The sequence below is a fragment of the Thiovibrio sp. JS02 genome, from assembly GCF_053485635.1.
Genome location: NZ_CM130715.1, coordinates 1,026,486 through 1,050,950, shown reverse-complemented (window position 1 = coordinate 1,050,950; position 24,465 = coordinate 1,026,486). Strand labels below are relative to the sequence as shown.

22 protein-coding genes and 1 tRNA gene are annotated in these 24,465 nt (G+C 54.2%); 18 read left to right on the top strand and 5 right to left on the bottom strand.

What is annotated here, in order from left to right; genetic code table 11:
* Positions 1–73: 73 nt before the first annotated feature.
* Both amrB and ACUUL3_RS05015 read left to right on the top strand, forming a co-directional pair.
* A complete protein-coding gene (gene amrB, locus ACUUL3_RS05020) occupies positions 74–877 on the top strand; it encodes an AmmeMemoRadiSam system protein B (RefSeq protein ID WP_448555164.1) in 804 nt (267 codons plus the stop codon).
* Positions 878–961: 84 nt separating this feature from the next.
* Positions 962–1,035 (top strand) — tRNA-Gln (locus ACUUL3_RS05015).
* Positions 1,036–1,331: 296 nt separating this feature from the next.
* Here ACUUL3_RS05015 and ACUUL3_RS05010 read toward each other — a convergent pair.
* The 5 genes from ACUUL3_RS05010 to ACUUL3_RS04990 all read right to left on the bottom strand — a co-directional run bounded on the left by ACUUL3_RS05010 (position 1,332) and on the right by ACUUL3_RS04990 (position 10,204).
* Entirely contained in the window at positions 1,332–1,913 is a 582-nt protein-coding gene (locus tag ACUUL3_RS05010; RefSeq protein WP_448555162.1) for a tetratricopeptide repeat protein, read from the bottom strand.
* A 26-nt stretch (positions 1,914–1,939) separates the two neighbouring features.
* Positions 1,940–4,291, bottom strand: coding sequence for a penicillin-binding protein 1B (gene mrcB / locus ACUUL3_RS05005; RefSeq protein ID WP_448555160.1), 2,352 nt, complete (start codon positions 4,289–4,291; stop codon positions 1,940–1,942).
* Positions 4,292–4,616: 325 nt separating this feature from the next.
* On the bottom strand, positions 4,617–7,862 hold the full coding sequence (locus ACUUL3_RS05000) for an efflux RND transporter permease subunit (RefSeq protein ID WP_448555158.1): 3,246 nt from the start codon (positions 7,860–7,862) through the stop codon (positions 4,617–4,619).
* 1 nt (position 7,863) lies between these two features.
* The gene (locus tag ACUUL3_RS04995; RefSeq protein ID WP_448555156.1) at positions 7,864–8,898 is read right to left on the bottom strand and encodes an efflux RND transporter periplasmic adaptor subunit; all 1,035 of its coding nucleotides are present in this window, start codon (positions 8,896–8,898) and stop codon (positions 7,864–7,866) included.
* Positions 8,899–8,911: 13 nt separating this feature from the next.
* Positions 8,912–10,204: a TolC family protein gene (locus ACUUL3_RS04990; protein ID WP_448555154.1), complete on the bottom strand. Its 1,293-nt coding sequence runs from the start codon at positions 10,202–10,204 to the stop codon at positions 8,912–8,914.
* A gap of 227 nt (positions 10,205–10,431) precedes the next feature.
* Between ACUUL3_RS04990 and ACUUL3_RS04985 the strand changes: the two genes are divergently transcribed.
* From ACUUL3_RS04985 to ACUUL3_RS04910, 16 genes are all read left to right on the top strand, one after another.
* Complete coding sequence (locus tag ACUUL3_RS04985; protein WP_448555152.1) at positions 10,432–10,812, top strand: hypothetical protein; 381 nt, start codon at positions 10,432–10,434, stop codon at positions 10,810–10,812.
* Positions 10,813–11,036: 224 nt separating this feature from the next.
* Positions 11,037–11,615, top strand: coding sequence for a hypothetical protein (locus tag ACUUL3_RS04980; protein WP_448555151.1), 579 nt, complete (start codon positions 11,037–11,039; stop codon positions 11,613–11,615).
* A 106-nt stretch (positions 11,616–11,721) separates the two neighbouring features.
* The gene (gene istA, locus ACUUL3_RS04975) at positions 11,722–12,969 is read left to right on the top strand and encodes an IS21 family transposase (protein ID WP_448556398.1); all 1,248 of its coding nucleotides are present in this window, start codon (positions 11,722–11,724) and stop codon (positions 12,967–12,969) included.
* Positions 12,957–13,739: an IS21-like element helper ATPase IstB gene (gene istB, locus ACUUL3_RS04970; protein WP_448551597.1), complete on the top strand. Its 783-nt coding sequence runs from the start codon at positions 12,957–12,959 to the stop codon at positions 13,737–13,739. Before istA (ACUUL3_RS04975) ends, istB (ACUUL3_RS04970) begins: the two co-directional genes overlap by 13 nt.
* A 330-nt stretch (positions 13,740–14,069) precedes the next feature.
* Positions 14,070–14,546: a hypothetical protein gene (locus ACUUL3_RS04965; protein ID WP_448555149.1), complete on the top strand. Its 477-nt coding sequence runs from the start codon at positions 14,070–14,072 to the stop codon at positions 14,544–14,546.
* 659 nt (positions 14,547–15,205) lie between these two features.
* Positions 15,206–15,787 carry a hypothetical protein gene (locus ACUUL3_RS04960; RefSeq protein WP_448555147.1) on the top strand — a complete coding sequence of 194 codons (582 nt, stop codon included), beginning with the start codon at positions 15,206–15,208 and terminating at the stop codon, positions 15,785–15,787.
* Between the two features lie 94 nt (positions 15,788–15,881).
* Complete coding sequence (locus tag ACUUL3_RS04955) at positions 15,882–16,511, top strand: hypothetical protein (RefSeq protein ID WP_448555145.1); 630 nt, start codon at positions 15,882–15,884, stop codon at positions 16,509–16,511.
* Between the two features lie 149 nt (positions 16,512–16,660).
* Positions 16,661–18,127, top strand: coding sequence for a DUF2779 domain-containing protein (locus tag ACUUL3_RS04950; RefSeq protein ID WP_448555143.1), 1,467 nt, complete (start codon positions 16,661–16,663; stop codon positions 18,125–18,127).
* A gap of 6 nt (positions 18,128–18,133) precedes the next feature.
* Positions 18,134–18,802, top strand: a complete 669-nt coding sequence (locus ACUUL3_RS04945) for a helix-turn-helix transcriptional regulator (RefSeq protein ID WP_448555141.1) — start codon at positions 18,134–18,136, stop codon at positions 18,800–18,802.
* An 83-nt stretch (positions 18,803–18,885) separates the two neighbouring features.
* Positions 18,886–20,133, top strand: coding sequence for an IS21 family transposase (gene istA / locus ACUUL3_RS04940; RefSeq protein ID WP_448556398.1), 1,248 nt, complete (start codon positions 18,886–18,888; stop codon positions 20,131–20,133).
* Complete coding sequence (istB, locus tag ACUUL3_RS04935) at positions 20,121–20,903, top strand: IS21-like element helper ATPase IstB (RefSeq protein WP_448551597.1); 783 nt, start codon at positions 20,121–20,123, stop codon at positions 20,901–20,903. Before istA (ACUUL3_RS04940) ends, istB (ACUUL3_RS04935) begins: the two co-directional genes overlap by 13 nt.
* 36 nt (positions 20,904–20,939) lie before the next feature.
* Positions 20,940–21,428 (top strand): helix-turn-helix transcriptional regulator, encoded by a 489-nt coding sequence (locus tag ACUUL3_RS04930; RefSeq protein ID WP_448555139.1) that lies wholly within the window; start codon positions 20,940–20,942, stop codon positions 21,426–21,428.
* Positions 21,429–21,548: 120 nt separating this feature from the next.
* A complete protein-coding gene (locus ACUUL3_RS04925; protein WP_448555138.1) occupies positions 21,549–21,893 on the top strand; it encodes a hypothetical protein in 345 nt (114 codons plus the stop codon).
* Positions 21,894–21,956: 63 nt separating this feature from the next.
* Complete coding sequence (locus tag ACUUL3_RS04920) at positions 21,957–23,171, top strand: IS256 family transposase (RefSeq protein WP_448550836.1); 1,215 nt, start codon at positions 21,957–21,959, stop codon at positions 23,169–23,171.
* Positions 23,146–23,571 carry a hypothetical protein gene (locus ACUUL3_RS04915; protein WP_448555136.1) on the top strand — a complete coding sequence of 142 codons (426 nt, stop codon included), beginning with the start codon at positions 23,146–23,148 and terminating at the stop codon, positions 23,569–23,571. Before ACUUL3_RS04920 ends, ACUUL3_RS04915 begins: the two co-directional genes overlap by 26 nt.
* A gap of 32 nt (positions 23,572–23,603) precedes the next feature.
* Positions 23,604–24,377 carry a hypothetical protein gene (locus tag ACUUL3_RS04910; RefSeq protein ID WP_448555134.1) on the top strand — a complete coding sequence of 258 codons (774 nt, stop codon included), beginning with the start codon at positions 23,604–23,606 and terminating at the stop codon, positions 24,375–24,377.
* Positions 24,378–24,465 lie beyond the last annotated feature (88 nt).

The following is a 24,465-nucleotide window of genomic DNA, read 5'->3' as shown; positions in this document are numbered from 1 at the left end:
GATTTCTGGTCTATAATGGGAAGCATCCGGTTCCCTTCCCCGTCCTGCTTGTCACCAGACCAGGAGGCCTGTCATGCTTCGCGAACCAGCAGTAGCTCATCAGTTCTACCCCGGCGACCCCCGCACCCTCAGACAAACCCTCGACCGCCTCGTCCCCAAAAAACCGACAAGGGAAAAGGCCCTGGCCGTGATCTCGCCCCATGCCGGCTATATGTATTCCGGAGCCGTTGCCGGCGAAACCTTCGCCTCGGTGGAGCTGCCCAGGGATATCGTGGTCATGGGTCCCAACCATCACGGCTATGGCGCCGCCGTCGCCTTGATGGACGAGGGCCTCTGGGAGATGCCGTTCGGCGAGGTGCCGATCAACAGCGCCCTCGCCCGGGAAATCCTTGCCCGTTCGGCCAACGTCGAGACAGACGCCCTTGCTCACCGCTTTGAACATTCCCTGGAAGTACAGGTTCCCTTTCTCCAGTACCTGCGGCCGGACCTCACCCTGACCCCCCTGGTCGTCTCCCACCTGCCCTTTGAGGCCTGCCGCGAGGTCGGCGAAGCCCTGGCCGCCGCCATCCAGGCTTACGGCCAGCCGGTGTTGGTGGTGGCCAGTTCCGACATGACCCATTACGAATCACGACAAGCCGCAACGGTCAAAGACGCACTGGCCATGGAGCAGATTGCCGCGCTGGATCCGGAAGGCCTTTACAGGACGGTGCTGGACAAGAGGATAACCATGTGCGGGATCATGCCGGCCACCATTGCCCTGATCGCGGCCCTGCGCCTCGGAGCCACCCGGGCGAAACTGGTGCGCTACACCGATTCCGGCGAGGCAAGCGGCGACACCAATCAGGTGGTCGGCTATGCGGGATTTGTGATTTCGTAAAGAAAGAAGAGCGCGGGCGACAATAGTGCTTGACATCCGGGGCCTGTTCTTCTATTTTTTGACCGTTCTCGGAAAACCTGGTGCTGGGGGATCGTCTAACGGTAGGACTGCAGACTCTGACTCTGCCTGTCGGGGTTCGAATCCCTGTCCCCCAGCCAATTCTTTTTTTCTTTCCGGTTTTTCTCCAATTTCCCAAGACAATTCCTGAAAAAACTCTCACTCGGCCACAAGCGAGATGCGAGGGAACATGCCGTCGCACCTGCGTTTTGCCCCAGATGGGGACTGCGTCAAGCCTGGAGTGCCCGCGCAAAACACCCCTCCCTGGGCCACGAAAAGCTTAATTACCGCCTGAAGGCGAGTAAATACGGTGTCCGGCAAGCCTTGTTGATCAGAGATTGCCCTTCCGGTTCTTTTGGAGGCGAAACATCGCTCACAGATCCGCAGGGAACAAACCCTAAAAGCCATCCGCCTTTTGCCGCGCCTGGGCAGCCTTTTCCTTATTGCCCATCTTCAGATGGGCCTTTTCCATCAACAGCCAGTTCTGGCGGATAACAGCGCCGTTCTTGCCGGCAAGGCTGTTTGATTTCAGGCAGAATTGCACGGCCTGGCTGTAATTCCCCTGCCCAAAACGGACCTTGGCCATGCCATGCCAGAGTTGGGCATCCCGGGGGGCCAGACGCAGAGCGCGCTCAAGATGCATCTCAGCCTTGTCCGGTTGACCTGCCTGCATGGCTTTATTGGCGCTGGCGAGCAGCGCGCCGGCCTGCCCGGGCGGTGGCGGGATCTGGGTTGCGTGCGGAATTTCCGGGGCAACCTCCGGCACGGTTTCCGGCGTACGCTCCGGTTGGGCCTGCGGCTGAGGCGGGGCAGGTTCGGCGACGGAAGGGACCGGTTGCGCCTGCACCCTGGGTTCCTCCCTGTAGACCGGGATGGCCACCTTCTTTTGCGGAGCACAGCTGGTCATAACACAGACCAGCGCCAGCAGGATCACCAGCCGCGATAATCTCCCGCACAGTTCCCGGCTTCTCCTCGACATCAGACCATACACCTTCATCAGCATCATCAGTTAAACCAATCAAGAATCTTGTCCACCACGTCGCCAACGCCATTGGTTGGCGAATCCTGTGATCCGCTGGCGGAAGAACCGCTGGGGCCGGGAACAGTGCCGGCCACAAAGGGCAACTTGACCTGATCCGCTGCAAAGAAGAAGGGCGAGGCCGAAAGCTCAAGGGTGTCGGATTTCAGCCATTGCCATTCGATGCCCTCGGGTTCGACCAGATCCAGGGGTTGCGGATGCAGGGCGCGCATGATTTCCCCCCAGACCACCAGAGCGCCGCCGGAGCCGGTAAGGCCGATGGGCTTATTGTCGTCCTTGCCGAGCCAGACCACGGCAAGCTGATCGCCGGTAAAGCCGGCAAACCAGCTGTCCCGCAGGTCATCGGAGGTGCCGGTTTTGCCGGCGACGTTGTATGACGGGGAGAGGTACTGAGAAAGAACCTTGCCGGTTCCATCGCTCACCACATGCTGAAGCGCAATGTTGAGGAGGTAGACCTGCTCCGGGGCAAAGCGCTCCTCAACGGAAATGCCGAACCGCTTCACCACGGTGTTGTCTGCGGCCAGTACGCTGCTGATCGCCCGTTGCGGCAGATAAAAGCCGCCGGAAGCCAGGGTCTGGTACATCTGCGCCACCTCAAGCGGGGTCAGAGAGACCGCGCCCAGAAGAAAAGATGGATAGGCGGGAAAATCCCCGTGCACGCCAAGATCCTTCACGGTCTGGACAACCTTTTTCACCCCCACATCCATGCCGATCTTCACGGTGGCCAGATTCAGCGAGTAGGCGAGCCCCAGGTACATCGGAACCCGGCCATGCTCGGTCCGGTCATAATTCACCGGACTCCAGGGCTTGCCGCCCACATTGGGCACGGTAAAGGCGGTGTCTTCAACCGGAGTCGCCAGGGTATAGCCCTTGCCCAGGGCGGCGAGATAGACGGCTGGCTTGATGAGTGACCCGACGTGTCGCCTGGCATCCAGGGCGCGATTGAAACCCGATTGCAGAGGGGTGCGGCCGCCGGCGACGGCGAGTATTTCCCCGCCCTCCCGGCGGGTGACGACCACAGCCCCATCCAGACCGCGTTTGCCAGTGCTTTTTTCCAGCCTGGCAATGGTCGCCTCAAGCTGCTTCTCAACTATCTTCTGCACCCGCGGGTCCAGGGTGGTGAAAATCTTCATCCCGTCCGAGGTGAGATCCTCCTCCCGATACTCCTCGGCCAACTGCCGCCGGACCAGATCGAGAAAAGCGGGAAAGCGGTTAAAGCCGTTGCCGGTCAGGGCCTGACTGCCAAGGGCGGCCGCCCTGGCTACCTTATGGGTCCGTTCGTCGATGACTTTCTGGCTGCGCATCACCTCCAGAACAACCTGCCTGCGTTTCAGGCAGCGCTCCGGATCCTTGCGCGGATCATAGTAGGAAGGCCCGCGTACCATGCCGACCAGGGTGGCGATCTGGGCGGGCGAAAGGTCCGCCAACTCCCGGCGAAAATAAAAAAGGCTGGCCAGTCCGAAGCCATGCACCGCTCTGCCGCCATCCTGGCCAAGAAAAATCTCATTGGTATAGGCGGTGAGTATTTCATCCTTGTCGTAATGGGCCTCAAGGAGCAGGGCCATGATCGCTTCGTTGAATTTACGCCAGAGGGTCCGTTCGTTGCTGAGAAAAAAATTCTTCACCAGTTGCTGGGTCAAGGTGCTCCCTCCCTGCACCGTCTCTCCGGCCATGGTGTTGGCGAGCAGGGCTCTCAGAATGGCGAGGGGGTCCAAACCTGAATGGCTGTAAAAATTTTGATCCTCCACGGCCAGCAGGGTTTTGACCAGCAAATCCGGCAGTTCCTCCCGGGAAAGAACAATCCTGTCCTCGTGCTGTTTGGGGTGAAAGCTGCCGATACGGGCCGGATCAAGACGCACACCGTCCAGCGCTTCCCCGCTGTCGGCGCGGAAAATCCCGACCAGGGTGCCCTCGGCAAAGGAAAGGGTGTATTTCGCGGATTTTTCAGGGCCGTCCGGGAAATGGAAATCCCTGGTCACCAGATGCACAACCCCCTCCTGCCTGTCGTAGCCACCGGGATCCGACACCTTGCGGTCGCGACGGTAGCCGGCCAGCTGCAACTCCTCTTCCAGCTCGGGGAGTGAAATCGCAAGCCCCGGATACAGCTCAAGGGGGCGGGCGTAGACCACGGCTGGCAAAGACCAGCGCTTGCCCTCAAACTTCTCCCTGATCACTCTGTCCAGATAGCCGACATAGAGAACAAAGGAGACAACCAGGAGAAAAAAGGCCAAAACGACCCATTTCACCAAAGGTGCGTTTCCGCCCATGCTCTTCTTGCCGGCAGCCCCTTTTCCGACCTTGTTTCTTTTCCGTACCACTGTTCTTGATCCGTCAGAAATTTTACACCCTTGATAACGAAGGGCAAATATCGCACGTTCTTGCAACAACTTCAACAGACAACTTTAAAAGCGCCCTCCCGCAAACAGGGAAAGCCGTCCCCATCGGCGGCGAACGCCGTCCTTCCGCATCCTTCCCGCATTCCTCGCTGGCGAGTTTGCGTTCCCGACACTCGGGCTGGAACAGGTGAAAGGCAATGCGACGGCGGGATCCTGAAACAGGATGACGGATAAGGAAATGCTCCGGGGGAAAGTAAGGAAAATCAGCAAATGGAAAGGATGGTACCATACAACGCCAGAAAGCGCTTCAGCCAATTTTCCGCCGCCGCCGGACCATGAAGTAGAGAACAGGTACCGCCATCCGGCTGATGAGCAGCGAGGCGATCTCGCCGAACATCAGGGAAATGGCCAGTCCCTGAAATATCGGATCGGCAAGGATTACCGAAGCGCCCACCACCACGGCCAGGGCGGTGAGCAGCATGGGCCGGAAGCGGATGGCGCCGGCCTCGACGACCGCTTCGGCCAGGGGCAGGCCATGGGAAAGGCGCAGTTCGATGAAGTCCACAAGGATAATGGAGTTCCGCACCACGATGCCGGCGCCGGCCATGAAGCCGATCATGGAGGTGGCAGTGAAAAAGGCGCCAAAACCCCAATGAGCCGGCAGGATGCCGATGAGCGAAAAGGGGATGGCCGCCATAACCACCAGGGGCACGATGTAATCCTTGAACCAGCCCACCATGAGCATGTAGATGAGGATCATCACCGCGCAGAAGGCCAGGCCCAGATCCCGGAAAACCTCCAGGGTGATGTGCCATTCTCCATCCCATTTGAGGGAGGGTTCCAGCTCGGAAAAAGGCTGCCTGAGGTTATAGACCGCCATCTCACTGCCCGTGGCGCCGTACTCCCGGCCATCCAGGGCTGCCATTTTTTCGTTGATGGCGAAGATGGCATAGGCCGGGCTTTCCGCAGCGCCGGCGACATCGCCGGTAACATAAATGACCGGCTTCAAATTTTTCCGGTAGATGGGCTGATCGACTGGCGCCTCGCTGACCCTGACCAGTTCCGCGAGGGGTACCAGAGGGCCGGCCTGATTCCGTCCGGAGGGCAGCCTGAGGCTCAGAATGTCCTCCACCCTGCTCCGCCGCGCCTTGGGCAGCTGCAGGACGATATTGACATCCTCTTTTTCCAGGGGTTGGTGCAAAAGATCAACGACCTGGCCGCTGGCAGCCGTCTCAACGGCCCTGACAATCTCGCCTTCGGAAATCCCGTTTATCGCGGCCTTTTCCTTGTCCACGGTAAAGAGCAGCCGGTTCCGCTCCGCCTCCCGGTACCAGTCCACATCCACCACGCCCTCGGTGTCGCGGAAAAACTCCTTCACCCTTGCGGCCAGCTTGACCCGGACCGCATCCGTCGGACCATACACCTCGGCGACCAGGGTCTGCAGAACCGGCGGCCCGGGAGGCACCTCGGCAACCGCCACGGCGGCCCCGTATTTATCGGCGATTGCCGCCACCATGGGCCGGATGCGTTTGGCAATGTCATGGCTCTGCAGTTTGCGCTCCCCCTTGGCCAGCAGATTGACCTGAATATCCGCCATATTGGCGCCGCTGCGCATGTAATAATGACGAACCAGACCGTTGAAGTTAAAGGGGGAGGCGGTCCCGGCGTAGATCTGATAATTGACCACCTCGGGCTCATCACCGATGGCGGCGGCCATCTCCCGGGCCACCCGGGCGGTGTGCTCCAGGGTGGCGCCCTCCGGCATGTCGAGGATGACCTGAAACTCGCTTTTATTGTCAAAGGGCAGCATCTTCACCCTGACAAAGCCCAAATAGACCAGGGAGCAGGAGCCGAACAGCAACACGCTGACCAGGACAAAAAAGACCAGCCGCCAGCCGGCCTTGGCAAGCAACGGTTCCATGATCCGGTGATAAAGCCGGGTAAAGAAGTCGTCGGGCGCATGGTCATGATCGGACACTTCCCCCGCCGGCAGGGCGCACTCGGCGGGAGCGCATTTTCTCTTCAAGACCCGGATGGCGGCCCAGGGAGTGACGGTGAACGCGATGATGAGCGAAAAAAGCATGGCCGCGGAGGAGCCGATGGGAATGGGCCGCATGTACGGGCCCATGAGTCCGCCCACAAAAGCCATGGGCAGGATGGCGGCAATAACCGCCCAGGTGGCCAGCACCGTTGGGTTTCCCACCTCGGTGACCGCCTCGATGGCTATATCGACCATGGCCCGGTTCCGGTTTTCCGGCAGGCGGATATGACGGACAATGTTCTCCACCACCACGATGGCGTCATCCACCAGAATGCCGATGGAAAAAATCAGGGCGAAAAGGGTGATGCGATTCAAGGTATAGCCGTAGAGATAAAACAGCAGCAGGGTCAGGGCCAGGGTCGAAGGGATGGCGAGGATCACGATGATGGACTCCCGCCAGCCAAGAAAAAACAGGATCAGCAGCGTCACCCCGAAAACGGCGATGCCCATGTGCAGGAGCAGCTCATTGGATTTTTCCGCCGCGGTCTCCCCATAGTTTCGGGTGACGCTCACCGTAACCTCCTCCGGAATGAGCGTCCCCTTCAGGGACTCGATCTTGGCGAGCACCGCATCGACCACCTGCACGGCATTTGCGCCAGGTCTTTTCGCCAGCGACAGGGTCACCGCCGCCTCCTCGGCCTGTCCCTTGCCCTGGCCGAAGAGCACATAGGTATCCGGTTCCTCCGGACCATCAATGACATCTGCCACATCCTCAAGATACACCGGCCGCCCCTGTTGTACCCCGATCACAATGCGGGCGAGATCTCCGGCCGAAGCAAGAAAGCCGCCGGTCTGCAGCAGAACCTCCTGATCCAGGCTTTGCATGATGCCGGAATGGCTCTGGCGATTGGCCTGCTGCAGCATGGGGGCAAGGTCGCTCAGCGCAAGATGGCGCGAGGCCAGCCGGACAGGGTCGAACAAAACCCGCACCTGCCGGCGGCTACCGCCGATGAGCCTGGTTTCGGCAACGGCGGGGATGCTTTTCACCGCATCATCCACCTGGGCGGCCAGCCGCCTGAGGGTGAGGTGATCGTAGCGGGCGCTGTGCAGGGTCACGGCCAGGACCGGCACGTCATCAATGGTATGCGGCTTGACCAGGGGCGGGGAAACCCCCTTGGGAATACGATCGAAATTGGTGGCGAGCTTCTGGTTGAGGCGGACAATGGCGTCCTCCATCTTCTCGCCCACGTAGAAGCGGACAATGAGGAGGCATTGACCGGGCATGGAGGTGGAGTACAGATACTCGACGCCAGGCACCTCGTAGAGCAGCTTTTCCAGGGGAATGGAAACCCGCTCCTCAACCTCCTTGGGGCTTGCCCCGGGCATGGCGACCATGACGTCGATCATCGGCACCTTGATCTGGGGCTCCTCCTCCCGGGGCAGCATGAACACGGCCATGAGGCCGAGCAGGAGCGAGGCGATGATGCCGATGGGAGTCAGCTTGGATTCGATGAAAAAGGAGGCGAGACTGGCGGCAAATCCCTTTGGCGGCGTCTTGGCATGCTGATCCATACTAATACGGCTCCACCTGCACGGGCTGCCCGTCCTGAAGTTGTCCCCCCCCCGACACAACCACCTGTTCGCCGACAACAAGACCGCTCACAATCTCAACCTGGCCGGCCTGCTGTTCGCCGGTTCGGACCAGACGCAATTCCGCCCTGCCCTGCCGCGCTACAAAAACGCGTTCCATCTGCCCCAGGCGCGTTACCGCCTCCAGCGGAACCATGAGGCTGGGAGAGACGGCACCGGGCAGACCCACCCGCGCGTACTGACCGGACTGAGCCTTGTCGGCGCCGGCAAGGGCGAGTTTCAACTGAAAGGTATGCGAGTTGCTGTCCGCCGCCGGCGCCATCTCGGCCACCACGCCTGTGCCTGCAAATTGCGCGGCAGGGATGGAAAGCGGTAGGGTATCGCCAGGCTTGATCCGCACGGCAAGGGCCTCCGGAGCCGCGGCAACAATCTGCAATCGCGCATTGTTTTCCACGACAAGAAGCGGTGCTCCAACCGTCGCCAGATCGCCGACCTTGGCCGTCTTCCCGGTGATCTGGCCGGCAAAGGGGGCCCTGATCTCGGTATAGGCCTGCAAGGCCTTTGCCTCACGGAATCCTGCCTCGGCAAGACGATGCTGCTCCGCCAATGATTTCACCGTTTCAGGCGCCGCGGCCTCCTTGGCAAGAAGGCGCTTTTCTCTTTCATAATCGCGTGTTGCCTGGCTGAGCCGTGCTTCTGCCCGGGAAACCCCTGCCGCAATCTCGGCGGCGCCGATCTTCACGAGCAAGGCGCCCTTTTCCACCCGGGAGCCGAGCACCACCGGCATCTCCTCAATGACGCCGACAACCTTGGCGGCAATGGTGGCGGCCTGCACCGCCTCGACGGTCCCGGCAATCTCGACGGGCCGGGCAAAGGGCGCCATTGCCGCCGGCGCCAGCCGCACCTTTACAGCGGGAAGCTTCCGGCCGCCAACGGCATGTTCCGGTTCCGCCTTACAGCCCCAGACAAAGAGAAAGGCGCAGAAAAAAAGGAGAGTGAAAAATCGTTTGCTCGACATGGGTTCCGGTCCGTCAATTTGTTGGATTTTCTGGATGCGGTTGTCCGGGGGCGGCCTCGGCCACATGCGGAAACTGGGCAAGCCCCAGGGCGCGCCGCAGATCGGCAACGGCGATCTTTTCGGCGCTCTGGGCCACGGCGCGGCGCACCATTGCCTCGGTGAGCCGGTTTTCCACCCCAATCATGTCCGAGGCAAGAACCACGCCCTCCTTGAAGCGTTCCCGATTTATCCGGGCGCTTTCCTCGGCCTGAGCCACGGTTTTTTCCGTAATCAGCAGACATTCCTGCGCTTCCTGCAGGGCCAGTTGCGCCTGTTGCACTTCAAGCCCGATGGCCAGTTCCATCTTCCGCTTCTGTTCCTGCGCTTCAACCAGCATGGCGCGCGCCCTGGCGATTTCCGCGGATGTCCGCCGGCCGTCAAAAAGGTTGTACTGCAACCTGACCCCGGCTTCCCAGGAATCACCGGAGCCGTCCAGCACATAGCCTTCATCAACCCCATAACCGGCATAGCCTTCAATGGCTGGATAATTGCCGCCGCTGGCCTGCCGGACCCTGGCCCTGGCGGCCCGGAGCATGGCGGCCAAGCCTTTCAGCTCGTGGCGTTCTCCATGGTCCATTTCCCGGGGAATCTCCTGTGAATACCTCTCGACCGAATCGACGGCAACATCCTGCGCCTCAACGCCGAGCAGAACCAGAAAAACCCTCTTGGCCAGGGCAAGCCCGTGCCGGGACTGACTCAAGTTTTCCAGGGCCTGCGCATGCTGCACTTCAAGATCCAGGAGGTCGGCGCGCAGCAGCAGGCCCTCCTTCTCCCTGGCCTGCGCCACCCGCAGGGACGCGGCGATGGATTCCACCGCCGCCTGATGGGCACGGACAAGCCCCTCCGCCTGGACAATCTGATTGAAGGCCCGTACCACCTCAAAAGAAAGTCGGGACCGCACCGCGGCCAGCTCCATCTCCGCGGCAGCGGTCCGCGCCTCAGCGGCGGTCAATCCCGCCTGATCCCGCCAGCCATTGAAGATCCTGTAACCGAGCCGGACATTGAAGTTCAGATTGTCGGAGCGGCCGGGATTGTTGAAGTCGATGCCCTGGTCGAATACCCCTTGGTTGAGAATATTGCCAAAGGAATACATGGGGGTGTTGGTCTGGCTGTACTGGGAATTGACCGCAAGCTGGGGATAGAAGGCGGATTTCTCCATGGCAATGACCGCACGGGCCGCATCGATGCGGCTCAGGCCCGCCTTGCTGTCGGGATTGTTGGCCAGGGCGAAGCGGACGGCATCCTGCACCTTCCAGACACGCGGCACAGCGGTCTCCGCCTGCACTCCCTCTGCGGAAGCAACAACAACGGGAAAAAGCAGGAACAAACAGAAAAGCAGACCCACTCCACCGGAAGACAGCCGCCGCCACCAACCCTGAGCGCCTTTTCTGGCAAAAATGATCATGTTTACCCGATCTCTAATTTACTCTCATACAAATGGGAAAGACAGCCCGGCATCACTATTCTATCACAGATGGAAGGCTCCACAATTCCATGGGGAAAAAAATTTCCGCTTTCCCGAAAATCTCGCGGGCCGCTCATAACAGGCGGCCATTGAGGGTTAAGAATTTAACTTATAACTATTTAATATATACCTTAACATCTTTCAGCCACAAAAATATTTCCCCTCGGGAAAACTGGCCGAGAAAAAAACAGACGGGGTTGCCTGGGAGTATCAACAACAGGGATGATAAAGGACAGGAGCAAAAAGGACTGCGGGCATCGCGGGGATTGCCAACTGGCGTTTGCCAAGGACAGTGGGCTTTGGACCTAACCCATTATTTTCTTTTCCATGAAAACAGGGTGGGAAAACCACCAATAAAAAAGGGAAATCAAGCATATCATCTTGATTTCCCTTATGTTTTCGAGTGGTGACCCCTACGGGACTCGAACCCGTGTTACCGGCGTGAGAGGGCGGACCAGACGATGCAACCCACGTATTTTCAAGTAGTTACAAGACACCACCAACCGTTTTCGACCACCAAAAACCACCAGAAAAACCACCAAATTAATCCCCTTTTAAGTGACCGGCATGACAGGTCGGTCACTTATCAAAGGGGAAATTAAGCTCTCAATTAAATGGTCACATGGTGAAACACATGCCACTGAAACGTCTCATCGAAGCATTGAGGCCTGCATATTATTCCACAAGCAATTCCACGTGGAATAATATGGCGGGTGATCCGGGTAAGACACTTTTGAGCGGCAGCGAAAAAGAGACTTGCCCGGATGGGCGTCAGCCCAAACCCGCCCAGGTTAACCTAGAAAAAGCCATCCCCCAAGTTAACCATTTATCTATTAAAAAAGAAGACGCCTATGCATGGATCCGCAATGCAAGGGAACTTATAAAAAATTGGGAGGTTCCCTCCCCTGCCACCATGAAGCTCTACACTGCGACAATGGCTCGGCTGAGACAAAGCAAAAAGTGGCCTGAGGATTATGCGCAAAGCAAAAGGAGCTACTATGTGTACCGCGCAGCGGTGGTAGCCTGCACCCTTTCCGCCATTCAGAACAATCTGGTTGTCATCAACCGCCTTCAGAAAAAAAATGATCCTGCCTGGCTCACTGCAAGTTCATCCCTATGCAACCTGCTCAAACTTGTGGAACGATATAAGCCGGATCAGGAAAAAAACCACCTTGCAGCAGGGATAAAAAGCAAGTTGTCACTGGCAATGTAAAAATGTACCAAAAATGGCAATGAAAAGTGTACCACCTGCAACCTAACCCAAGGGAGATTACCTTCTTCGCAAGGAGGTGATTCCCATGATTACGTTGGAGGTTTTTATGGACATTCACTCATTGCGACGTGACGGCCTGAGTATCCGGGCCATTGCCAAGAAGCTCGGCATTCACCGGCAGACTGTCAAAAATCATCTCGCGGCAACCACATTGCCCCAATACCACACGAAAAAGCGCCGGCCTTCTGTTCTTGACCCCTTCCGCCAGATCATCAAGGACTATGTCGAGCAGGACGACTACCAAGCAACCTGGATCTTTGACCGACTCAGGAAAATGGGCTATGTCGGCAGCTACGAAACCGTGCGGGATTTCGTTCGCCCTCTCAAGGAGCAACAAACCCGTCTGGCCTATATCAGATTCGAGACCGAGCCTGGCCTGCAGGCCCAGGTTGATTTCGGCGACTATCAGATTGTCGAACCAGACGGCACCACCACCACGGTCCATGCCTTTTCCATGCTCCTCGGCTTTTCCCGCGCCATGTATGTGGAGTACGTCGAGCGCTGCACCATGGAAGCCTTCATGGACTGCCACATCAACGCCTTCCGTTACCTTGGCGGGGTGCCGGCGGAGATCCTGTACGACAACATGAAGAACGTGGTGGTCGACCGCAGTGAGGGGAAGGCGAATTTCAACAAGGAATTCCTCCATTTCGCCCATCACTACGGCTTCGCAGCCAAGGCCTGCCCTCCCTATAGCCCATGGGTAAAGGGCAAGGTGGAACGCCCCATGGACTATATCCGGGAGCGTTTCTGGCGGGGCTACACCTTCACCACCCTCCAGGCCCTCAATCGGGACATGCGCCGTTGGCTTGACGAAACCGCCAACCGTCGAGTCCATGGCACCCATCATCGGCCGGTTTGCGATCGCTGGCAGCAGGAAAGCTCCTTGCTCGGGAAACTGCCGCCCACCGACTACGACACCTCCATCAAGGTGTATCGCAAGGTCTACAAGGACTGTCAGATCTCCTACAACACCAACCGCTATCTTGTCCCTCACCGGGTGGTGGGCAAAAGAGTGCTGCTCAAGATCAAGCACGGCGTCATCGCCATCTTCCACGATCACGACTTCCTGGTCAGCTACCAGGAGGCAGGCGGAAAGCACGAGTTTGTCGGCAACCGCCTGTTCTACGACCAACTCCGCCGCGATCAGCAACAGCTCACCCGCAAATATGGCAAAGGCAAGGGCAAGGCCACCAGGGGACTCACCTCCGGCAGCCTCTATCCGCAAGTCGAGCAGCGCCCCCTGGCCGAGTATGACCTGTTTGCACAGGGGGGTGTCGCATGGAACAACTAACCAGTGAACGTCTCCAGGACAACCTGCAACGCCTCAAGCTGAGCCGGGCCGCAGAGGTGCTTGACGCCATCGTCCAAGATGCCGAGGGGAACAAGAGCTCGTATCTGGCCTTTCTTGATCACCTGCTGGAAGAGGAGGTGGCGGCCAAGGACACCCGGCGAGTGCAGACCGCCATGAAAACCGCCGGCCTCCCCAGCGCCAAGACCATCGATGAGTACGACTTCTCCTTCCATCCCAACCTGGACAAGAAGGCGGTCATGGAGCTTTTCGAGCTTGATTTCATTACCAAGCACGAAAACGTCGTCTTTCTCGGCCCGCCCGGGGTCGGCAAGACCCACCTGGCAACGGCCCTTGCCATCAAGGCCTGCCATCATGGTTTCAAGGTCTACTTCACAACCATGGAAACCCTGATCAGAAAACTCAAGGAAAGCGGACAGTCCAAGCATAAAGCGTATCTCAGCTCCAGCCTGGTTGTGGTGGATGAGGTCGGCTACCTCTCGGTCAATCCCCAGGAAGCCTACCTCTTCTTCCAATTCATCTCGCACCGCTACGAGAGAAGCTCCACCATAATAACCTCCAACAAGAGCTTCGGCGACTGGCAGGAATTTTTCGGAGATCCGGTGATAGCCACCGCAATCCTCGACCGGCTCCTTCACCACTGCCGAGTGGTCAACATCAAGGGCCACAGCTACCGGCTGCGGGGCCACTCGATCACAAAATCAACTATCAAAGAACAAGGTGAAACACTGGCAGAAAATCAACCCATGTAACCGAACCATTTGCAGCGGCTGGGAGAGACCGCTTCGATGAACGCTTTGGGCGACAAACTCCGCTGGCGTCTTCGCAGACCTCTTTCCCTCACAGGTGGTACACTTTTACTTTGCCGAAACTGGTACACTTTTACTTCTGTATTGACACAAGTGGAAGAAGGATGGCAAAACCGCTTGTTCCAATGCAAAAAGAAGGGGGATCGGCACGCTGCCTCCAAATTGGAGGGCAATCTTCTGGCAAAGTTTTCCTGAAAACTCACCTCACCGTCTTGCCCTTGCAGTTTGAGCGCAACGGGGTGTCGTCCCAGCGAACTAGAAAAAGGGATTGAAATGGAACTCGACCACGATGGCAATCTTGTCATTTCCATTGAAGGCACAAAAACCCATGATGGGCGCTACGGACAGGAATTCCGTCAGTTAACGATCCAGATCAATAGCGGGGAAACCCAATTTCTTGAAAACTCAATCCAGGAAAATAATGGTCACCTGGATGTAATCATTAAAAACCCTAAAGCCTTGTGCGAAGCGATACGGAGACACTCGAAAAAGCTCTGGCAGAGGAGAAAGTATGTGGTATCACCTTATTCTTTTCGCCACCAGTTTGCTGCTGATCTCAAAAATGACCACGCCCCTGAAGAGGTGGCCATGGCCATGGGGCATTCGGTATGCAAAACCCAGCAGTACTATGGAATGCGCAATCAAGGGCGGTCAGGAAGAATGCTTTGCAGTATTACAGCGGAAAAAATGATTTTTAAGGACAATGCAAAGAATGACCGGGGTAAAATTTCCCCCGGTCTTGGTGAATGAAATGCTGTTAGTCACACAATCCAGCGGTGGTTGAAATGAAAAAAATCTGGTAGCGCGTCGACTAGCCATCTTCTTTTTTACATATGTTTATTGGCCTCTTGACCTGAGATGATCTCTGTCTTTTCAAATTTTCTAATTTCGCCACAAGCCAGAAATAGAATTACATTGCTCCCCCCCCAGCTCCCGAAAAATCAGGGCCTCGACTTCCTTCAATGGATGATGCCCCCTCCCCTTATTCTCAACAATTCATAATGTAAAAGTTAAATTCAACTCTAGTAGGATCCTAGCAAGTTTCATATTTAATAGGCTGCAAGGCGGCAAACTTTACGCAATTTTTCCTGTCCCACATCTGAATTTTGAAAATAAGGAGAAAACCCATCAATGGAAGCTCGTCCTGAGATTGAATATTCGCCTATCCTTTATGCATATTAACGCTTACAAAGCATAAATAGAGCAACTAAGCGCGACACATTCTCACTCGGCTTTAGGATATAGTCGGGCCATAAGAAATTGGGTGGCCACAACATGCTTAGATTAAAAAAAAATTCAAGTTTAGCCGGAATTTTTTGAAATTAACCCATTGGCCCGACATTGGATTCTTCGAATTTTGTTCCGACTGGGGCACATATGATGAACTTTTCGATGGAGGCGAATAGCCCATGCTCAGCAAAGCAAGAGTAGATTACTTTCCATACCTGCTCAAAGTTATTGAGGAGCAAGGCCGATTACACAGCTGTGAGTATTGCGACGAGGAGCGCGATAATCTCCGGGATGCTTGCAATGCGGTTAGCCCCACAAACCATGAAGAACTGGCTTTCGTTGCCGCCATTGGCCCCAAGCTCCATTGCCAAAATTTAGTGAATGAATACGTCCGCAGGAGAGATGGGCAACAAAGCAAAATCTATGACCACCCATTGCTGGCATTAGAAACCTGGGGAACGCCAGATACCCATAGGATTCTTATCTACCGAGAACAGATTTTGGCCCTCATAAAGGAACTGACAGGAGTTTCGAGTTTAGTAGCCCTCTCCCTTTTCTACAAGTCTCTTCAGTCCAAGCCTGATGCTCCTCCTTGGGGCGCAGAACAGTTTTCGGCAAAATATCAAAATCTGCCCAGCGAAGAGGTTGATAGCCTCCATGAATTAATCCGTTATTATGGGCAAAGGTCGATGCCTTATGCTTGGTGTTCCACAATGGCAAGCAGGGCTGAATTATTGGCAGTGCAAGATGTTTTCCGGTAGCTGCTTAACATTGTTTGAGGGATAACCGGCCTAAAAAAAGCAATTAGCAAAGCATTCTTACGTTAAATAACACCAAGGAATACAAGGCCACAACATGCTTCGATTGAAAAGGAAGAATTTGAGAATTATTGGAATAGGTGGCCATGGATGTAATATCGTTAATACATTGTCTGATATAATTTCTATTAATATAAAAATATTAGCTGCGAATACTGATACAACAAATTTTAGCGAGCACACAAAAAAATCGATAAAAATCTTGCCGTTAAGCTTTATTAAACCTACCGCAATAATAAACAATTTTAAAAATCTCCGAGTCATAAGCGGAATATCAAACCTGTCAGATCCAGCAATTATTTCAGAATCATCAAAACATGAAATATTCAAAGCAGTTAGATTCAGCGATGTAGTTTTGATAGTTGCTGGCATGGGTGGAAAGACTGGAACGGCATTTTCTCCGATAGTCGCTCAGATTGCCCAAAACAATGGGGCGCATACAATAGCGGTTGTCTCTCGGCCATTTACTATCGAAGGCAAAACTCGCTGGAATAACAGCACACAATGCATAAATGCTTTGAGTGGGATAGTAGATTCTTTATTAATCGTTTCTAACGATGTTCTATCCTCATTGGGTAACCTTCCGAAAAGATTACAAAGAAGTGATGAGAATATGCGATCAGTTGTGACCAAGATTATTGAATCAATCGAATTGGCTCGAAATTAATCTAACACGAACTGATTTGTTTCTATGGGCGAAGCTCATACCTTTATGCTTGTTGCTCGGCCATGGTGTAGCTAGGCTGAAGTTTTAGTAACTAAAAATTAGACCGATGTGTCTGCCTTAACATGTATTATTTGCTAGAGGATAATCCAATGGCTGGTCTTTCTAAATCACGCATCCAGCAACACTTGCAATGCCCCAAACGTCTCTGGCTTTCTGTGAACAGACCTGAATTAGCCGAAGAGGACGCATCCCTGGCTGCGCGTCTGGCCGCAGGCAATGAAGTGGGGGATGTGGCAAGAAAACTATACCCCGGAGGGGTATTTGTCGACACCTTGGATGCAAAACAGGCTCTGTCCGTTACAGAACAAACCCTAGCAGGAAAACCCTGTCCAATTTTTGAGGCCGCTTTTACCTATGACGGCGTTCTCATCCGTGCCGACTTGTTGTTTCCGATGCGAAGTGGCTACCGTATGGTCGAGGTCAAGTCCTCCACCAGCCTTAAAGAATATCATTTGGCCGACGCCGCGATCCAGTCCTGGGTGGCAAGGAAAGCAGGACTTCCATTGAAGTGTATAGAGGTCGCCCATATAAATAATGAGTTCGTATATCCTGGTAATGAAAATTATGATGGCCTGTTTTCTCATGTTGATGTGACCAACGATGCGCAACTTCTCGACAAAGAAGTCCCGAAATGGGTGATTGCGGCCCAGAAAACACTTTCATCGAAGAGAGAACCCTCCATAGACCCTGGCAATCAATGTACAGATCCCTTTGCCTGTCCTTTTATGGGCTACTGTGATCCTGACCCGGATGGGGATGTCTTCCCTCCTGAAATTTTGCCTTATAGGAATGGGAAATCCATGGCAGAAAATTTGCGGGCTGCCGGATATGAGGACTTACGAAAAGTTCCGAAGGGATTGATCACGGAGCCGAAGCAACAGCGTATATGGCGAGTGACTAAAACCGGAAAAGCTGAGCTTGATCCGGAGGCCGGGGAGGAGTTGAAAGTGCTTTCCTGGCCTAGGTATTATCTTGATTTCGAAACCATCCAATTTGCGGTGCCATTTTGGGCCGGCACCTCTCCTTATAAGCAGATTCCTTTCCAGTGGTCCTGCCATATAGAAAAGAAGAATGGATCCATTGAACACAAATATTTTCTGGCAGAGGACACGTCCGATCCACGGCGTACTTTTGCTGAATTTTTGATAGCGGCCTTGGGAAGCCGGGGACCTGTTTTCGTCTACAATGCTGGTTTTGAGGCTGGCAGACTGAGGGAACTGGCGAGAGATTTTCCACCCCTCGCGCCCAAACTCGATGCTATTCGTGATCGATTTGTAGACTTGCTTGCCACCACTCGAAATTATTACTACCACAGGGACATGCGTGGGTCATGGTCACTTAAAGCAGTATTGCCCACCATTGCTCCGGAGCTCTCATACGATGACCTTGATGTGGCTGATGGAGGGATGGCACAGGAAGCGTTTCTCGAGTTTCTGCACCCGGAGACAAAAGAAGAACGCTGCCGCAAACTTCGCAATGACCTGCTTGTGTATTGCGAAAGAGACACTTGGGCCTTGGTAAAGTTGGCACGTTATTTTCAGAATCAAAAAGGATAAGCGGTTATGCCTTCCCAAATCCATCAAGCCATTGCAAGACAGTGGCAACTCTTAAAGTTGTTACCATCGAGAAGCCCAGGCAAATCGGCTCGGGAACTCGCCGAGGCTCTTGGTCAGGAAGGGTTTGAAGTAACCAAAAGAACGGTGGAACGGGATCTGAATATGCTCATGACTCTTTTCCCTATACGTTGTAATGACAAAGGCATCCCCTATGGTTGGCATTGGGTAGAAGACGCTCAGTTTGATCTGCCCAGCTTGACGGTTACTGACGCATTGTCTTTAAGGCTTCTTGAGGATTTTCTCAAGCCCATTGTCCCGGCCTCGATGCTAAAGGGGTTGACGGCAAGGTTTCAACTGGCGGCCAACAAATTAAAAACACTTTATGATCTACCCAAGGCTCGATGGGCTGAAAAAGTTCGGGTAGTCCTGCCATCTTTGCATCTTCTCCCGCCGCAAGTAGATCCAGTAGTGCAAGATGATGTCCAGGAAGCCCTGCTGTGTGATGAACAGATCGAGGTTTTATATCATTCACCAACTAGAGAAGAACCGACTTCTTTGATTTTACACCCCTTGGGTCTGGTCCAGCGTGGACCTGTTACCTATCTGGTGGCCACTGCATTTGAGTATGACGATATTGTCACTGGCAATGTAAAAATGTACCAAAAATGGCAATGAAAAGTGTACCACCTGCAACCTAACCCAAGGGAGATTACCTTCTTCGCAAGGAGGTGATTCCCATGATTACGTTGGAGGTTTTTATGGACATTCACTCATTGCGACGTGACGGCCTGAGTATCCGGGCCATTGCTAAGAAGCTCGGCATTCACCGGCAGACTGTCAAAAATCATCTCGCGGCAACCACATTGCCCCAATACCACACGAAAAAGCGCCGGCCTTCTGTTCTTGACCCCTTCCGCCAGATCATCAAGGACTATGTCGAGCAGGACGACTACCAAGCAACCTGGATCTTTGACCGACTCAGGAAAATGGGCTATGTCGGCAGCTACGAAACCGTGCGGGATTTCGTTCGCCCTCTCAAGGAGCAACAAACCCGTCTGGCCTATATCAGATTCGAGACCGAGCCTGGCCTGCAGGCCCAGGTTGATTTCGGCGACTATCAGATTGTCGAACCAGACGGCACCACCACCACGGTCCATGCCTTTTCCATGCTCCTCGGCTTTTCCCGCGCCATGTATGTGGAGTACGTCGAGCGCTGCACCATGGAAGCCTTCATGGACTGCCACATCAACGCCTTCCGTTACCTTGGCGGGGTGCCGGCGGAGATCCTGTACGACAACATGAAGAACGTGGTGGTCGACCGCAGTGAGGGGAAGGCGAATTTCAACAAGGAATTCCTCCATTTCGCCCATCACTACGGCTTCGCAGCCAAGGCCTGCCCTCCCTATAGCCCATGGGTAAAGGGCAAGGTGGAACGCCCCATGGACTATATCCGGGAGCGTTTCTGGCGGGGCTACACCTTCACCACCCTCCAGGCCCTCAATCGGGACATGCGCCGTTGGCTTGACGAAACCGCCAACCGTCGAGTCCATGGCACCCATCATCGGCCGGTTTGCGATCGCTGGCAGCAGGAAAGCTCCTTGCTCGGGAAACTGCCGCCCACCGACTACGACACCTCCATCAAGGTGTATCGCAAGGTCTACAAGGACTGTCAGATCTCCTACAACACCAACCGCTATCTTGTCCCTCACCGGGTGGTGGGCAAAAGAGTGCTGCTCAAGATCAAGCACGGCGTCATCGCCATCTTCCACGATCACGACTTCCTGGTCAGCTACCAGGAGGCAGGCGGAAAGCACGAGTTTGTCGGCAACCGCCTGTTCTACGACCAACTCCGCCGCGATCAGCAACAGCTCACCCGCAAATATGGCAAAGGCAAGGGCAAGGCCACCAGGGGACTCACCTCCGGCAGCCTCTATCCGCAAGTCGAGCAGCGCCCCCTGGCCGAGTATGACCTGTTTGCACAGGGGGGTGTCGCATGGAACAACTGACCAGTGAACGTCTCCAGGACAACCTGCAACGCCTCAAGCTGAGCCGGGCCGCAGAGGTGCTTGACGCCATCGTCCAAGATGCCGAGGGGAACAAGAGCTCGTATCTGGCCTTTCTTGATCACCTGCTGGAAGAGGAGGTGGCGGCCAAGGACACCCGGCGAGTGCAGACCGCCATGAAAACCGCCGGCCTCCCCAGCGCCAAGACCATCGATGAGTACGACTTCTCCTTCCATCCCAACCTGGACAAGAAGGCGGTCATGGAGCTTTTCGAGCTTGATTTCATTACCAAGCACGAAAACGTCGTCTTTCTCGGCCCGCCCGGGGTCGGCAAGACCCACCTGGCAACGGCCCTTGCCATCAAGGCCTGCCATCATGGTTTCAAGGTCTACTTCACAACCATGGAAACCCTGATCAGAAAACTCAAGGAAAGCGGACAGTCCAAGCATAAAGCGTATCTCAGCTCCAGCCTGGTTGTGGTGGATGAGGTCGGCTACCTCTCGGTCAATCCCCAGGAAGCCTACCTCTTCTTCCAATTCATCTCGCACCGCTACGAGAGAAGCTCCACCATAATAACCTCCAACAAGAGCTTCGGGGACTGGCAGGAATTTTTCGGAGATCCGGTGATAGCCACCGCAATCCTCGACCGGCTCCTTCACCACTGCCGAGTGGTCAACATCAAGGGCCACAGCTACCGGCTGCGGGGCCACTCGATCACAAAATCAACTATCAAAGAACAAGGTGAAACACTGGCAGAAAATCAACCCATGTAACCGAACCATTTGCAGCGGCTGGGAGAGACCGCTTCGATGAACGCTTTGGGCGACAAACTCCGCTGGCGTCTTCGCAGACCTCTTTCCCTCACAGGTGGTACACTTTTACTTTGCCGAAACTGGTACACTTTTACTTCTGTATTGACAGATATACGACTTTATGCGCTACACAGGATAAAAGAATCGAAAAGGTTATATAAAGCCTCTCTCCAGCCAGAGAAATTTTCCCTTGATGAATATCTAGCAACCGGTGCACTTGACTTCGGTGATGGAGAATTCATTCGCTTCGAGGCCTATGTAACAAAAGATATCGTCAGCCTGCTTCAAGAAACCCCACTCTCGAATGACATGAAAATAAGGCAAAAAAACAATAGGCTTTGGGTTGGATGTACGGTGGTTGATTCATGGCAACTGCACTGGTGGATACTTTCACAGGGTGATAATATTGAGGTGATTGCGCCGGCTAGCTTGAGATCTTCCATTATTGAAGACATCCGCGCAATGGGCGCTGTCTACGGGTTGTAAAAATACGATCATCCACACACACAATTTCTACTAAACTAAAAAAGAAGCACTTACAAGACGCCCCACCGAAGGGTGAGGCGTGCAGTCATATAATGTATTGTTTACCTTAGAGGTGAGTTCGTGAGCGGAGAAGATGAGCTTTATCCGATAGTCGAGAAATTTCTAGTCGATGCTTTTGGGTGTGGGTCCACAAAAATTAATACTGGAACGAAATATGGTCATATTGATGTTCTGGGGCTTCGTGAGCGCAGAAGTGATTTCGCGTCACAGACTGAGTTGTTGGCAGTTGAGGTGAAAAGAGGAGGAACCAGGTTTCTCAACTTTATTGGGCAGGCATTTGCGTATTCCCTCTACGCTCACAGGGTGTATCTGGCATGGGAAAAGCCCAAAGGGGCTAGTTTCACCCAAGAAGAGATAGACATAGCTTCAAAATTTGGCGTGGGTTTGCTCTCGATGAGGGTGTAAAAAGGATTGTGTAAATGGCCATTCCGGGGGTAGAAAAGTTCGCCCCCAACCAAGGAGAGAGATATGGCCATTTCCAAAGAATTGCTTGACCAATTGATTGCGGATTACAAAAAGCCGGAAGACCTGATCGGCGAGAACGGCATACTGAAACAACTGACCAAGGCCCTGCTGGAGCGGGCCATGCAGGCCGAGATAACCGATCACCTCGGCTATCCCCGGAACGCTCCGGCTGGGAAAAACAGCGGCAACTCCAGAAACGGCAGCTACAAGAAAAAGCTCAAGGGAGATTTTGGCGAGATAGACGTCGCGGTTCCCCGTGACCGGAACGGCTCCTTCGAGCCGATCATCGTTCCCAAGGGAGAGACCCGCTTCAAGGGGTTTGATGACAAGATCATCTCCATGTATGCCCGTGGGATGACCACCCGTGATATCCAGAGCCATCTGGAGGAGATTTACGGCGTTGAGATTTCACCGACCCTGATCTCCCAAGTGACCGACGCCGTCACGGAAGAGGTCCGGCTCTGGCAGAACCGGCCATTGGAAGATGTTTACCCCATCGTCTATCTGGATGCGGTGCGGATCAGGGTCAAGCACAACGGCCAGATCATCAAGAAGGCCGTCTACCTGGCGATTGCCGTGACGATGACTGGGGTGAAGGAGGTTCTCGGCATGTGGGCCGCCGAGACCGAGGGCGCCAAGTTCTGGTTGGCCATCCTGACCGAGCTGAAAAATCGGGGCGTGAAGGATATCCTGATCGCCTGTGTCGATGGGCTCAAGGGTTTTCCGGAGGCCATCGAAGCGGCGTACCCCGCCGCCCAGGTCCAGTTATGCATCGTGCACCTGGTGCGGCACAGCCTGAATTTCGTTTCCTGGAAACAGCGCAAGGAAATGGCGGACGACCTGAAGGAGATTTACAGCGCCCCGACCGTAGAACAGGCCGAGGCAAACCTGATCAGCTTCGGGGAAAAATGGGATGCTACCCATCCTCGGATAAGTCAGTCCTGGCAGAACAACTGGCAGCGGATCATCCCGTATTTTGCCTATCCTCCGGAGATCCGCAGGGTGATCTATACGACCAACACCATCGAATCGTTGAACATGTCCCTGCGCAAGGTCACTAAGAACCGGGGCTCTTTTCCGAATGACGAGTCGATGTTCAAGCTGCTCTATCTGGCGCTGACGAATATTTCGAAACGATGGACGATGCCGATCAAAAACTGGAAATCGGCGCTGAATCAATTCAGCATCATGTTTGAAGACAGGCTGCCGGAATTTTGATCACAAAAAACATTTACACAAAATTCTTTACACGCCCCTCTCGATCTCAACTAAAGGCAAAGTTTCCCTTGTTGCCTCATCTTCTGAATTCACTCCTGAACGGCATCATCTCCTTCAAGCAGTAAACAAGCTTGACTATTTTGAGTGCACACTATGTCGTTCCTTTTATCCAAAGGAATCTTCTGTTCAGATAAATCAGCCAGGGGCAATTAATCCGGAAGAAGAACCGAGCTATAGAGGGAATTTTCGCAAAGCTGTTGCTTCACGAAAACCAGCGCTTTATTACTTGTTTCAGCTGGCGGAGGCGCGAGGGGATGAAAGATTATACACACATGACAAACGCTTCATTTGCAAAGATTGTTGCAGTATTTTTTCGGCGTTTCTTCCTGAAATGGGATAACACGTCGGCTGCGCTTGGTGTTCGGCAAATATATGATGAGTGATAAATTATTAACGACATACGCCACGGATCGAATGGATGCCTTTTTGTCCCACTATAAGGCTTCGTCTGAGAAGTACCGTGCTATTTGGGATTATTACAGCGCCACCATGCCAGAGTGTATTGCGTCGTGCTCCGACATGAAGGCACGATATACAAGTGAATCTTGGCTCGATGGGCCGCAAGGAATTTATTGGATTGGAAAAGACCCGAGGCTGTTCTTCATCGGCAGAGAACACTTCGGATGGTTTGGGGAATCCAAATGGCCTGAAGAAATGCCATCAGTCTGTTTTGCTCCTCTGGAATTTGCATATTTTACTGTGCCATCTATGGGCGGTTATTGGGGTGTCGTCAAAGACATAATGGAACGAGCACTTAACGTTGATTTGGGAGATTGGGATAAAGCATCAGCCAATGTCGCATTCTCAAATGCCTGCAAATGCCTAACGGGAAATGGTACATTCCAATGGAATCTACATCAACAGTGCCTGAATCGGGGATACGTAGAAAAAGAAATCTTTGTCGTTAAAGCGCCGGTAACCATTATGTTTACACGCGCGTATGAACTATACTCGAAGATATTTGCAGGAAAATTGGAAATCATTAAAAAAGACGCAGAGTTTATTGTCTCTAGGGTTGGCTCACAAAAGGTAATCGAATGCGCACATCCCGGCAGGCAATCAAAGGAATGGCGTGATCGTCTCATAGAACTTGTAAAAAATTTACTAAAGGAAGCAGAACAAGGCTCACAACTCGGACGATCATAAACTCGGCCGGCAAACACTGATCACTTTTAAAGACATAATGAGGGCGTGATGGATGTATGAGTTCACTCGCTCGGGTACCCGAGAAAAA